We start from the raw sequence: 12,312 nt of genomic DNA on the forward strand, positions 1-12,312 counted from the left end.
TAAGAATAAATTAGTAAAATTATAACTTTTTTATAATGAAATTTATATAATTAAGATTAAAAAATTTAAAAGAGAGCATTATGAAAGATTTTGTATTTTTAGAAAATGAAGATTTGATTCCTTTAAGTGATGATATTAGCATAGTTCAAAAAGCCTGTGATGAAGAAGTTTTTATAGGAAATTCAAAGCTTTTAAACCCTGAAGTTTATGCGCCTGAGATTAATTTTTATCTTAAAAACTCACAAGATGATGCACTAAAAAAAGCTAAAACTATTGAGTCTTTATATAAGATTAGATCTAAAGTTTATGATTTAGGGCTTGATTTAGAATACACCAAAGAAGTGGGTAAAAATGTAATTATTGTAAGCAATGAGGATCAAAATGAGCTTATTGAAAGCTTAAAAAAACAAGAATACAAGGTTTTAAAATTAAGTAATGAGCAATGTTTGGGTGTTTTAGGTTGCGTGGGCGAGCTTTGCGTGATAGCTTTAAAAGATAATGAGCAAGTAGAGATTGATTGTGATTTTTTCTTATATGATGTAAAAAAAGAAAGTTTTGATCAACAAAGTGGTTGTTATGATTTAACTACTTTAAGTCAAGAAGAACTTATAAAACTTTTAAATTCTAATTCTCCAAAATATAAATTTAGAAATTATATTAGTTATGATGATAGCATTTGCCAATACCATGAAAGAAGAAGTATCCATTGTGGAAAATGTGCTGAAATTTGTCCTAGTGTGGCTATTTTAAAAGATGATGAGCAAAGAAAATTAGAATTTTCTCATGTGGATTGTTTAAGCTGTGGTGATTGTGTAGGAATTTGTCCTAGTGGAGCGCTTGATTATGCACCTATGCCACGCAATAGCTTTTATGAAATTTTAAAATTTTATGAAGATAAAATCATTTTAATAATCCCTGAGAAAATGTCTATAGAAAATTTAAATATCACTTTAAAAGAAGATGTAATGCCTTTTATGATTAAAGGCGAGAATTATCTTGATCAAGCACATTTTTTAGCTATGCTTCAAACAAGTGGTGCGAGTGTGATTTTTTATAGTGATGGCTTATCGCAAGGTGCTTTAGAAGTGATAGCTTTGATGAATGAAATTTTTCAAAGAAAATTTAAACAAAACGCAATTTTTCTAGCTAAAGATGAAAAAGAACTTTTAGAGGCTATAAATCAAGCACATTTTATAGAAAATCTCAAATTTATTTCTTATAATCCTGCGCTTTTAAAAAGAGAAGATTTTGCTATAAGATTAAGAGAGCTTATAAAGGAAGAAAATTTAGGCAATATCCCAAGTAAAGAATGGATACGCTATGGAAAAATCACCATCAATGCAGACACCTGTACCTTATGTCTTTCTTGTGTGGGAGCTTGTAATGTAGGAGCTTTAGTGGCTGATACTAAGGATAATTCTTTGAAATTTAATGCAAGCTTATGTACTACCTGTGGGTATTGTGAGGCAAGTTGTGCTGAAAAAGATACTTTAATGCTTCAAAGAAGTGGGATAGATTTGGAAAAAGAGTATTTTTCTTTTATGGTTTTAGCTCAAGATGAACTTTTTGCTTGTGTAGAGTGTGGGAAAGAATTTGCTACTAAAAAGGCCATTGAAAAAATTGCTAGCATTATGAAACCAAGATTTATAGGTGATGAAGCTAAGATAAAAACACTATATTGCTGTGCTGAATGTAAAGCAAAAGTAATGATACAAAGTATGAATGTGCTTTAAGCCAAAAGGCTTAAGCACTAAGTTTTAGCTTGTATTAAAAATTTTATATAATTTTTTAATATACAAGTTAATTTAAATTATAGTTTTTATACTTTGCTTAAATTTAGCGCAAAAGCTTTTTGGCTCAAAAGCACTTCATCGTTTTCTTTAAAATCTTTAGCTTCTAAAGGACTTAGTGTTACTTGGCTGATTTGATTACCTATGGCAAGTATGGCTATAAATATGCTATCTTGTTTTTGTAGTTTTAAAATGCGTGCTTTTATGGCAAATTTTTGCGAGCCTTGTGTCTTTAAAAAAACTTCATTAGGCGAGCCTTCTTTGATGATGGCTCCATTTTCTAAAATGATGACTTTATTAGCTAGTTTATAAACTTCACTTACATCATGGCTGATTAAAATAGTAGTGATTTTATAAGTTTTATGTATATTTAAAAGATAATCATGCAAGTGTAGTTTTATCTCATTATCTAAGGCGCTAAATGGCTCATCTAAAAGTAAAAGTTTGGGTTTTTGCATAATGGCTCTTGCTAAAGCTACGCGTTGTTTTTGTCCCCCGCTTAGTTCTAAAATATGACTTTTTTTGTGTTTGCTTAAATCTAAAAGTTCTAAAAGTTCATTAGCAAATTTTAGATCTTTTTTGGCAAAAAGTAAGTTTTGCTCTACATTCATATTTTCAAATAAAGCATAATCTTGAAAAACAAAGCCAAGTTTTCTTTTTTGTGGGCTTAGAAAGTTTTTATCATCAAAAAATATCGTATTATTAAAAGTGCAAATTCCTTGTGCTTTTTCAAAACCTGCTAAAATTCTCAAAAGCGTAGTTTTGCCACTACCACTTTTTCCAAAAATAGCACAAAATTCTCCTTCTTTAACTTCAAATTTAACCTTAAGTTTAAATTCTTTTTCTTTATTTTTAAAGATTTTTTCAAAGTCAAGTTTTAGCATAAATACTCTTTGATAAATAAAGCACTAGGATGTACATAAGCAAATACAAAATCATTTTTTTGATAATTTTGCTCTAAAAACTCATGGGTGCTAATTTGAGCTTCGAAAGTGCAAATTTCATTTTCTAATCTTACGATAGTGATGATTTGTCCTTGAAAAATATCAATGATTTTTGCATAAAAGGTATTTAAAAATGAATTTTCTAAATTTTTTTTACTAAGCAAGCACTCGCTACTTTTAAAAGCTAGTAAAACTTCTTGATCAATGCTTGCTTTTTCATCAAGTTCTAAAGCAAGCATAAATAATTTATGTTTATTTATAAGAAATTCTACCCAGTTTATATTTTCATGATTTTTTATAATATTTATTTTAGCTTTAATCATGGGATATTATAGCCATAAGCTTTGAAAATTTCCTTAGCCTTTTTGCTTAAAATAAAATTATAAAATTTCTTAGCTTTAGCATTATCTTTACCATAAGAAGTGATAACAATGCCTTGATTGATTGGTTCATAAAGCTTTGGATTGATTAAAATATAATTTTTTCCTTCTTGGAGTTTATAAGATTTTAGCGTATCTTCATATAAAGCACTTGCTGCTATAAAACCCACATCGGCTGCTTTTAATGTTTGAGTAAGTGCTTCTCCTATAGATTTTGCCTCGATGATTTTAGCTTTTGTTTGCTCATAAATTTTAGTATTTTGTAAAGTTTCTATGCTAGCTTGACCATAAGGAGCAGCTTTGGGATTAGCTATGGTGATGATTTTTACTTTTTCTTCTTTAAGTGTGTCTAATCCTTTGCTTAAATCCATTCTAACACTGAGTAAAGCTAAAGCTCCTTGAGCATAAATAACAGGTTTTGTGCTAGTAAAATTATCATCATACAAGCTTTGTGCAAATTTCATATTTGCAGCCATAAATATATCAAATGGCGCACCATTTTTAATTTGTGAGACTAAATTTCCACTAGCGCCTAAGCTTACATTGATACTAATATCAGGGTTTTCTTTTTGAAATTCTTTTTGCAAGGCTTTAAAAGCGTAAGCTACATTTGCAGCTGCAGCGATATTTACATCAGCACTATAGCCAAAAATACACAAAAAAAGTAGGGTAAAAATTTTTTTCATTTTTTATCCTTTTAATAGTAAATTTTAAAAAAATTATAGCTTATTTTTAAAAGCAAAAATAAATTTATATTTTTTGCATATTTTCTAAGACTTATTTCATAAGTAAATAAAAATTACTAATTTTTTTTAAAGAATATTTTTAATGTAAAAATTTATTTTAATTTTTGTATAATATAAGATTTCAATTTATGAAATTTTAAAAGGAAAAAGCTTGTTAAAATACATACTAACTTTGTGTTTATTTTTTAACACTTTGATTTTAGCAAATGACTTTGAAGATTTTGAACAAGAATATCAAAAAAAAGAAGTCAAAGATAGCTTTTATACCTATAATAAAGCTATGAGTAAATTTAATTATGATCTTTATACTTATTTTTTAAGACCGGTTGTGCTTTCTTATAAAAGCATTACTCCAAGCTTTATAAGAACAGGTGTAAAAAATGCTTTTGATACCACAAGATCACCTTTTAGATTTATTAATCATCTTTTAAGTTTAGAATTTAGAAAAGCTGGTGAGGAATTTGGAAGATTTTGTGTGAATGTGATTTTTGGATTTGGTTTGTTAGATAGTGCGAGTAAAACTCCTTTAAAAAGTTATGAAGCTGATTTTGGAACGACTTTGGGTAAATGGGGAGTAGGTAGTGGACCACACTTAGTGCTTCCACTTTTAGGTCCTTATAATGTAAGAGATGCTTTAGCTTTGCCTGTAAATTGGTTTATGGTGCCTGAGGGGTATATTGAGAATTTTTGGGTTGGTGTGGGTGTAAATGCTGCATTAAAACTCAATGAATTAAGTTTTGAGTATGAAAAAATAGATGATATTTACCAAAATAGTGTAGATTATTACATTTTTATACGCGATGCGTATGAACAAAGACGCCAAGAACTCATCAAATAAGGAGATAAAATGAAAAAAATCATAGCTTTGTTTTTTAGCGTAGTATTTGCTTTTGCTTTAAATTTGCAAGATATTTCTAAAACCATGCAAGAAAAAATTGATGAGAGCTTAAAAATTCTAGATCAAAATAAAAACGATAAAGCTAAAGCAGCGGAAAAAATCTTTGCTTTATTTGATGGTGTTTTTGATTATGAGTTTATGGCTAAGCTTAGTCTTTCTACAAGATATGAAAAATTAAGTGAAAATGAAAAAAATGAATTTAACAAAGCTTTTGAAAAAAACCTTAAAAAAAGTTTCACAGATAAGCTTGCTTTGTATGATTCTCAAAAATTAAAAGTGATTAATTTAGAAGAAAAAAATAAAAGAGCTTTTTTGAAAACTTCTATGATAGTAGATGGTAAAGAAAATTTTGTAATCTTTAAATTTTATGATAAAAATAATGATTGGCAAATTTATGATGTAGATATTTTTGGTATAAGTATTATACAAACTTATCGCTCACAATTTAAAGATGTCTTACAAAATGGTGATTTTAAAACCTTGCTTGAAAAGCTTTCTAGTGTTGATTTTTCTAAATAATGCTAAGTAAAATTTTAAAAATCTTTCTTAATTTCCCAAAGCTAACTTTGGGGATTACTTTAATCTTTTGTATATTTTTTAGTTTTTTTGCTAAAAATTTAAGTGTTGATGCAAGTGCTGAAAGCTTGCTTTTAGAGCATGATGAGGGTTTGAAACTATATAGAGAAGTTTCAGCACGTTATGGCAATGATAATTTTTTAATGCTTGCTTTTGCTCCTAAAAATAAAGATATTTTTGCTAAAGAAAATTTAGAAACTATCAAAAACTTAACCCTTGATTTAGAAAAAATCAATGGAGTGCAAAAGGTATTTTCTATCGCTAATGCACCTTTACTTGCAAGTTCTAAAGGTAAAGAGTTAAAAGAGCTTATCCAAAATATACCTAATATTTTTAGTCAAGATGTGGATATTAATCTAGCTAAAAAAGAAATTTTAAATCAACCCTTTTATAAAAATAATATCATCTCAAAAGATGGAAAAACAACGGGAATTTTGATTTATCTAGCACCTGATCTTGTTTATAATGACTTGATTAATTCAAGGGATAATACGCAAAATGAAAATGAAAAAGAGCATTTTAGAGCCTTGATTAAAAAGTACCAAGAAAGCTCAAGGGAATTTAGTGCAAAAAGATTAGAAGAAATTACTAAAATAGTATCTAAATATAGTCAAAATGGAGACTTTTTACACCTTGGTGGTGTTGAAATGATCGCTAATGATATGATTAATTATGTAAAAAGTGATTTAAAAATTTATGGACTTAGTTTAATAGGGCTTTTATTTATAGCACTTTGGTGGTTTTTTGGCTCTTTGCGTTTAGTGTTTTTGGCTTTGGGAATTTGTGTGGTTTCACTTTTTACTTCAAGCGGGATTTTCGCGCTTTTGGGCTTTGATATTACTGTGGTGTCTTCAAACTATGTAGCTTTGGTACTCATTATCACTGTCTCTGTTGTGATACACTTAATCGTGCATTTTATAGAAAATTTACACAAACACCCAAAAGCTAGCGTTTATAAGCTTTTGCTCTCAACCTTACTTGATAAAGCAAGTCCTAGTTTTTTTGCTATTTTAACCACGGTTGTTGGGTTTTTAAGTTTTGTTTTTTCAGATATTGAGCCTATTATTAAACTTGGTATTATGATGAGCCTTGGCATCAGTGTGAGTTTGATTTTAGCTTATATTTATTTTGCAAGTATTTTAGTATTAATGCCGCGTTTAAATTTTAAAGAGCTTAATCAAAATTCGTTGAAATTTTTAAGTTTTTGTGCAAATGTAAGTTTAAAACATAGAAAATTTATCTATAGTATAAGTTTATTTTGTGTAGCTTTTGCTTTGTATGGAATTTTGCAAATTAAAGTAGAAAATAGTTTTGTGAGTTATTTTAAAGATAGTTCTAGGATTAAACAAGGTTTGTTGATTATAGATAAAGAGCTAGGTGGAACTATGCCTTTAGATGTGATTGTCAAATTTAAGCAAAATCTAAAACAAAATGAAAGCTTAGATGAGTTTGAACAAGAATTTGATGATTTATCCAAAGATGATAGGTATTTTTTTAGTAGTGAAAAAACAAGAATAGCTGCTAAGGTTCATGAGTTTTTAAGTAAGCAAAAATATGTAGGTTCTGTGCTTAGCTTGCAAAGTTTGCTAGAGCTTGGAAAAAGCATTAATGATGGTAAGACTTTAGATGATTTTGCTCTAGCGTTTTTGTATGAAAATTTAGATGAGAATTTTAAAAAGCAAGTTTTAACCCCTTTTGTTAGTGTAGAAAATAATGAGTTGCGATTTAGCGTGCGTATGCTAGATAGTGATCCAAATTTAAGACGCGATGCTTTTTTAAAACAGCTTGAAAAAGACCTAAAAGAACTTTTACAAAATGATAATGTAGAGGTTAAAATCAGTGGTATTATGCCTTTGTATAATAATATGCTTCAAAGTCTTTTTTCATCACAATTTGACACTTTAGTCTTTGTGGTGCTTGTGATTTTTGCTTTGTTTGTGGTGATTTTTAGAAGTTTTGTTTATGCTTTTGTGGCGATTTTGGCCAATCTCATACCTTTAGCTTTAGTGTTTGGCTTAATGGGTGTTTTAAATATACCACTTGATATTATGAGTATTACCATAGCTGCTATTTGTATAGGAATAGGAGTTGATGATATGATTCATTATATTCATCGTTTTAAAGAAGAATTAAAACATAAAAGCTTAGAAGAGGCTATAAAAGCTTCACATATAGGTATAGGAAGTGCGATTTATTATACTAGTGTTACGATTATTCTAGGTTTTTTAGTGATGATTAGCAGTAATTTTATCCCGACGATTTATTTTGGTTTGCTTACGGTTTTGGCTATGAGTTTGCTTTTATTTGGTTCGCTTTTTTTATTACCAAGTTTTATTTTAACTTATCATTATTTTAAAACAAAATTAAAATAAAGTAAAATCCAAATCACATAAACACCAAAAGCAATAAGCATATATTTTATAAATTGTTTCATCAATACTCCATTTTTTCTAATACCCTTAAGATATAAGTAGCAAACATTAGCGCTTGTGAGCGGTGTGAAATTTTTAATTTTACTTGCTCATCTAATTCACCTAAGGTTTTATCAAAACCTTTTGGGATAAATAAAGGATCATATCCAAAGCCATTATTACCTCTTGGAGTATCAATAGCAAGGCCATGCATATATCCATGCGTGCTAAAATGTCCATATTTTGAGCTTATGGCTATGGCTGCAGTGTAAAAAGCTTTGCTTTGATGTAGATTTTTTTCATGTAAAGCTTGGATGAGCTTGTTTCTATTGGCCTCATCAGTGCCTTCTTGAGAGTATCTTGCAGAAAAAATCCCTGGCGCATTGTCTAAAGCCTCTACGCTTATACCACTATCATCGCTTAAGGTGATAAATTCATTTTGTTTTTTGCCTAAAGCATTAAAAATAGCTTTAGATTTTATCAAAGCATTTTCTTTAAAACTCACACCATCTTCGATGATTTCAAAAGGGGTGATGATTTCATTTAAGGCATAAATTTCATAAGTAGTTAAAAATTTTTTGATTTCTTCTACTTTGTGTGCGTTAGAAGTTGCTAGAATGATTTTTAATTTTTTCTTCATAAATTACTCTTTTTGTTTTGACTTTAAAAAAAGTTTATCAAAATCATAGTAAAATTATCCTTTATAAGGAGAAAAGATGTTAAAAACCGTTTTACCTTTGTCTTTTATTGTAGGAACTAGATTTTTTGGATTATTTATAGTTTTGCCGGTTTTAAGTTTATATGCTTTAAATTTAAAAGGAGCCAATGAGTTTTTAGTAGGGCTTTTAGTAGGTGTGTATGCTCTAACTCAAATGGCATTGCAAGTTCCTTTTGGAATCATCTCAGATAAAATAGGGCGTAAAAAAACTATGCTAATAGGACTTGTGGTGTTTATCATAGGTTCTTTGGTATGTTCATATGCTGATGATATTTATACGATGATGTTTGGAAGGCTTTTACAAGGTGCAGGAGCCATAGGAGCAGTAGCTACTGCTATGATAAGTGATTTTATCAATGAAGAAAATCGCGGTAAGGCTATGGCTATCATGGGTTCATTTATAGGACTTTCTTTTGCAGCTTCTTTGGTGCTTTCTCCTTTAATGAGTGCTAAATTTGGACTTTCAAGTTTGTTTGATTTAAGTGCTATTTTGAGTTTAATTTGTATAGTGCTTTTATTTAGCGTTGTGCCAAAAGAGCATACAATAGTACATGAAAATACTAAAACCCCATTAAAAAAACTTTTAAAAGAAAAAAACTTAGCTTTGATGAATCTTACTAATTGTATGCAAAAAATGCTTATGAGTATTGCGTTTTTAAGTATTCCTTTGGTTTTAGTACATGAGTTTAATTACCCGAGTGAGAATTTATGGCATGTTTATGTTAGTTCTATGGTGCTTGGGTTTTTAGCTATGGGTTTATCGGGTTCTTTAGGAGAAAAAAGAGGCTTAAGTAAAGAGATATTGCTTTTAGGTGTGGCGTTTTTTATCATAGCTTATATTATATTTGCTTTTTCGCATAATGCTTTAGTGTTTATGGTGGGTGTTATAGTGTTTTTTATAGGATTTAATTTACATGAGCCTATTATGCAAAGCTGTGCGAGTAAATTTGCTAAGGTAAATGAAAAAGGCGCAGCTTTGGGTGTGTTTAATGCTTTTGGCTATTTTGGAAGCTTTTTAGGTGGTATTGTTGGAGGGTATTTTTTACACCATTTTAGTTTAGTTTCTCTTGCTTTTATTTTGATAGCTTTGTCTGTAATTTGGTTTGTATTGCTTTTGTTTTTACAAAGTCCAGCAGATTTTAAAAATGTCTATTTATCTTTAGAAAAAAAACATGATTTAAATAATATTAAAGGCATAAATGGAGTTTTAGATGTGTATAAAAACTCTAAATTTTTAGTGATTAAATACAATAAAAAACTTACAAGCGAAGAAGAAATTTTAGCGATTATTGAAAAATAATCGCTTTTATACAAAATGCTTTTCTTTTAAAATCACATATAATTTTAAAGTAGAAATAAAGAAAGTTAAAATAGCAGGTCCAAGGATAATACCCCAAAAGCCAAAACTTGAAATTCCTGCTATCATCGCAAAGAAAATTAAAAGTTCGTTAATTTGTGTTGGAATTTGAACAAGTTTTTCATTGATCCATTTAATGATGTAAGGCTTTACTAAAGTATCTGCGATAAAAGATATCATCACCACGCTATAAATGAAAATCACTAAAGCGCCACTTAGATTGTTATTTGCAAATTCATATAAAGAGACAGGCACATAAACTAAGGCCCCACCTACCACAGGGATTAAAGAGCTAAAGCAAAATAATATCCCCATTAAAATCGCATCATAACCATAAAATTTAGTAATAATAGCAAAAAGCACCCCTTGTAAAATGGCATTTAGCACCATAGAATAAAACACCACAGACATTACATTGCTCACTTCACTTAAAATGCCTTGAGTTTCTTCTTTTTTCATAGGCACTATGGTTTTGATATAGCCAATGAGTTGGGCTCCATAAAGATTAGCAAAGAAATAAAACACACAAATTAACACCATATCAGTTAGAAATTTAGTGCCAAATTTAGTTGCGCTTGAAAGATAGGTTAAAACATTTTTAGAGATAGAATTTAAGTCAATACTTGCTAGTGCTTCTTTGATTTTGGGTTCTATAAAACTTAAAGATTCGGGTAGGTGCAAAGAATAATTTTTAAAATATTCTATGGTATTGTGAAAATAGCTTATATCAAAACCTTTTGCAGCCTTTACTAGCTCTATAATGGCATATACAAAAGGGATAAAAAATAAAGCTAACATAAAAGCAGTAGTAGCTGCTGCAGCAACGACTTTTTTACCTTTGAAAATATTTAAGAATTTAACATTAACATTAGAAGTAGAAACAGCCATTAAACTTGCTATGGCTATATTCATCAAAAAAGGTTTAAATAAAAAAAGCACCCAAAATAAAATGATTAAAATAAAACTAATCAAGAAAAAATTACTACTTTTCATCAAATAAACCTTTGTTATATTTTAATTTTAAAACATCAAAGCTTTTTAAGCTTGCAATGCGACCTTTGGCTGTTCTTTCTATATAGCCATTTGCTAGTAAATATGGCTCTATCACATCTTCTATGGTATTTTCATCCTCACTTAATGCTGCAGCTATACTAGAAAGTCCTATAGGTTTTCTTTTAGCTTCAGTTAAAAGCTCTAAATACCGCAAATCCATCGCGTCAAAACCAAGCTCATTTACCCCTAAAGAATCAAGCGCTTCTTTAGCTCTTTTTTCGCTAATAATTTCTTCATCATTTACATCAGCAAAGTCTCTTACACGCTTAAGCAATCTTAATGCTATTCTTGGGGTTGAGCGACTGCGTTTGGCTATTTCTAAAGAAGCTTTTTTTTCACAAGTTTTATTAAGCTTTAGAGCTGCTTTTTCTAAAATAATAGCAAGCTCTTCATTTTTATAAAATTCCAAGCGAAATTGCATACCAAAGCGATCGCGTAAAGGATTACTTAGCATACCTGCTCTTGTAGTAGCACCTATTAAAGTAAATTTGGGCAAATCGATTTTGATTGTTTGTGCAGCAGGGCCACTACCGATGATGATATCAAGACGAAAATCCTCCATAGCAGGGTAAAGCACTTCTTCTATGGCAGGACTTAAGCGATGAATTTCATCGATAAATAAAATATCTCCTTCGCTAAGGTTAGTTAAAATCGCAGCTAAATCCCCGCTTTTTTCTATCATAGGCGCAGCAGTAGTTTTGATATTTGCATTCATTTCATATGAGATAATGTTTGCTAAAGTTGTCTTACCTAGTCCTGCAGGCCCACTAAAAAGGATATGATCTAGACATTCATTTCTTTTTTTAGCAGCTTTGATAAAAATTTCTAAATTTTTTTTAATGTTTTCTTGTCCTATGTAGCCGTCAAAATTTGAAGGTCTAAGGCTTGTTTCATAAGTTTCATCAGGGGAGAATTTTTCAATCTCTACGATTCTATCCATATTTTTTCCATTTTATTTTGTAAGAAATTTTAATTTTATCTAAAATTTGCTAAAATAAACATTTAAACTTAGATTACAGAAGTTTTTATGGGAATTTTAGAGCAATTAGAGTTAGATTACGAGCTTGAAGAAATCGAGCGTTTTTTGTATTTTTTTAGAAGTCTTTGTGATGTTTTAGAGCCTTTGATAGTAAAGCTAAGCAGTGATAGCTCAAAATACAAAGAAGCTTTAAAAGACTTAGAACAAAATATTCACAATGTAGTTTGGGCTGCTAAAAGATTAAATTTAGATGAGATTGCAAATTTTTGCACATTTTGTGAGGAAATTATGCAAGAAGCAGCTAAATTTGATGGGCCTGCTAGCGATGAATTTGTGGATTGGATGTTTTTAGTGGGTGAGCAGCTTGATAGATATTGCAGTGATTATGAAAAAAATGCTTCTTTTTTAAGTGTATTTAACCCTCAAATTGCAAATGTTCCTGATAAAATTTCTAAATAAC

12 protein-coding genes are annotated in these 12,312 nt (G+C 29.5%); 6 read left to right on the top strand and 6 right to left on the bottom strand.

Annotation, left to right across the window (positions count from 1 at the left end):
• Positions 1-80: 80 nt before the first annotated feature.
• Positions 81-1,733 carry a 4Fe-4S dicluster domain-containing protein gene (locus tag L8X27_RS03880; RefSeq protein ID WP_263671131.1) on the top strand — a complete coding sequence of 551 codons (1,653 nt, stop codon included), beginning with the start codon at positions 81-83 and terminating at the stop codon, positions 1,731-1,733.
• Between the two features lie 86 nt (positions 1,734-1,819).
• Here L8X27_RS03880 and L8X27_RS03885 read toward each other — a convergent pair whose 3' ends face one another.
• From L8X27_RS03885 to modA, 3 genes are read right to left on the bottom strand one after another with little or no spacing between them, the layout of a single operon-like run.
• Positions 1,820-2,674, bottom strand: a complete 855-nt coding sequence (locus L8X27_RS03885) for an ABC transporter ATP-binding protein (RefSeq protein ID WP_263662210.1) — start codon at positions 2,672-2,674, stop codon at positions 1,820-1,822.
• Positions 2,668-3,057, bottom strand: coding sequence for a hypothetical protein (locus L8X27_RS03890; protein ID WP_263662211.1), 390 nt, complete (start codon positions 3,055-3,057; stop codon positions 2,668-2,670). Before L8X27_RS03890 ends, L8X27_RS03885 begins: the two co-directional genes overlap by 7 nt.
• On the bottom strand, positions 3,054-3,800 hold the full coding sequence (modA, locus tag L8X27_RS03895) for a molybdate ABC transporter substrate-binding protein (protein ID WP_263671132.1): 747 nt from the start codon (positions 3,798-3,800) through the stop codon (positions 3,054-3,056). Before modA ends, L8X27_RS03890 begins: the two co-directional genes overlap by 4 nt.
• 211 nt (positions 3,801-4,011) lie before the next feature.
• On the opposite strand from modA, the gene L8X27_RS03900 reads away from it, so the two are divergent.
• The 3 genes from L8X27_RS03900 to L8X27_RS03910 are packed head-to-tail and all read left to right on the top strand — an operon-like array spanning position 4,012 to position 7,706.
• On the top strand, positions 4,012-4,698 hold the full coding sequence (locus L8X27_RS03900; RefSeq protein WP_133319762.1) for a VacJ family lipoprotein: 687 nt from the start codon (positions 4,012-4,014) through the stop codon (positions 4,696-4,698).
• 9 nt (positions 4,699-4,707) lie between these two features.
• On the top strand, positions 4,708-5,277 hold the full coding sequence (locus tag L8X27_RS03905) for an ABC transporter substrate-binding protein (RefSeq protein ID WP_263659270.1): 570 nt from the start codon (positions 4,708-4,710) through the stop codon (positions 5,275-5,277).
• A complete protein-coding gene (locus L8X27_RS03910; protein ID WP_263671133.1) occupies positions 5,277-7,706 on the top strand; it encodes an efflux RND transporter permease subunit in 2,430 nt (809 codons plus the stop codon). Before L8X27_RS03905 ends, L8X27_RS03910 begins: the two co-directional genes overlap by 1 nt.
• Positions 7,707-7,767: 61 nt before the next feature.
• Here L8X27_RS03910 and L8X27_RS03915 read toward each other — a convergent pair whose 3' ends face one another.
• Positions 7,768-8,385: a non-canonical purine NTP pyrophosphatase gene (locus tag L8X27_RS03915; protein ID WP_263671134.1), complete on the bottom strand. Its 618-nt coding sequence runs from the start codon at positions 8,383-8,385 to the stop codon at positions 7,768-7,770.
• Positions 8,386-8,461: 76 nt separating this feature from the next.
• On the opposite strand from L8X27_RS03915, the gene L8X27_RS03920 reads away from it, so the two are divergent.
• Positions 8,462-9,763, top strand: a complete 1,302-nt coding sequence (locus L8X27_RS03920) for an MFS transporter (RefSeq protein ID WP_263681068.1) — start codon at positions 8,462-8,464, stop codon at positions 9,761-9,763.
• Between the two features lie 6 nt (positions 9,764-9,769).
• Here the strand turns inward: L8X27_RS03920 and L8X27_RS03925 are convergent, their stop codons facing one another.
• On the bottom strand, positions 9,770-10,813 hold the full coding sequence (locus L8X27_RS03925; RefSeq protein ID WP_263671136.1) for an AI-2E family transporter: 1,044 nt from the start codon (positions 10,811-10,813) through the stop codon (positions 9,770-9,772).
• Complete coding sequence (ruvB, locus tag L8X27_RS03930) at positions 10,803-11,813, bottom strand: Holliday junction branch migration DNA helicase RuvB (protein ID WP_039619088.1); 1,011 nt, start codon at positions 11,811-11,813, stop codon at positions 10,803-10,805. Before ruvB ends, L8X27_RS03925 begins: the two co-directional genes overlap by 11 nt.
• 87 nt (positions 11,814-11,900) lie before the next feature.
• On the opposite strand from ruvB, the gene L8X27_RS03935 reads away from it, so the two are divergent.
• A complete protein-coding gene (locus L8X27_RS03935; RefSeq protein ID WP_039619086.1) occupies positions 11,901-12,311 on the top strand; it encodes a hypothetical protein in 411 nt (136 codons plus the stop codon).
• The last annotated feature ends 1 nt before the right edge of the window (position 12,312 follow it).

Origin of the sequence: Campylobacter sp. CNRCH_2015_1657, from assembly GCF_025772685.1 — a bacterium.
GTDB classification, from domain to species: domain Bacteria; phylum Campylobacterota; class Campylobacteria; order Campylobacterales; family Campylobacteraceae; genus Campylobacter_D; species Campylobacter_D lari_D.

What these genes read in the sequence shown, in the direction of transcription:
- L8X27_RS03905 (WP_263659270.1), top strand. Translation starts at nt 4,708, where the DNA reads ATGAAAAAAATCATAGCTTTGTTTTTTAGCGTAGTATTTGCTTTTGCT.
- L8X27_RS03880 (WP_263671131.1), top strand. Translation starts at nt 81, where the DNA reads ATGAAAGATTTTGTATTTTTAGAAAATGAAGATTTGATTCCTTTAAGT.
- L8X27_RS03885 (WP_263662210.1), bottom strand. Translation starts at nt 2,674, where the DNA reads ATGCTAAAACTTGACTTTGAAAAAATCTTTAAAAATAAAGAAAAAGAA.
- L8X27_RS03935 (WP_039619086.1), top strand. Translation starts at nt 11,901, where the DNA reads ATGGGAATTTTAGAGCAATTAGAGTTAGATTACGAGCTTGAAGAAATC.
- L8X27_RS03910 (WP_263671133.1), top strand. Translation starts at nt 5,277, where the DNA reads ATGCTAAGTAAAATTTTAAAAATCTTTCTTAATTTCCCAAAGCTAACT.
- L8X27_RS03915 (WP_263671134.1), bottom strand. Translation starts at nt 8,385, where the DNA reads ATGAAGAAAAAATTAAAAATCATTCTAGCAACTTCTAACGCACACAAA.
- L8X27_RS03925 (WP_263671136.1), bottom strand. Translation starts at nt 10,813, where the DNA reads ATGAAAAGTAGTAATTTTTTCTTGATTAGTTTTATTTTAATCATTTTA.
- L8X27_RS03920 (WP_263681068.1), top strand. Translation starts at nt 8,462, where the DNA reads ATGTTAAAAACCGTTTTACCTTTGTCTTTTATTGTAGGAACTAGATTT.
- L8X27_RS03890 (WP_263662211.1), bottom strand. Translation starts at nt 3,057, where the DNA reads ATGATTAAAGCTAAAATAAATATTATAAAAAATCATGAAAATATAAAC.
- modA (WP_263671132.1), bottom strand. Translation starts at nt 3,800, where the DNA reads ATGAAAAAAATTTTTACCCTACTTTTTTTGTGTATTTTTGGCTATAGT.
- ruvB (WP_039619088.1), bottom strand. Translation starts at nt 11,813, where the DNA reads ATGGATAGAATCGTAGAGATTGAAAAATTCTCCCCTGATGAAACTTAT.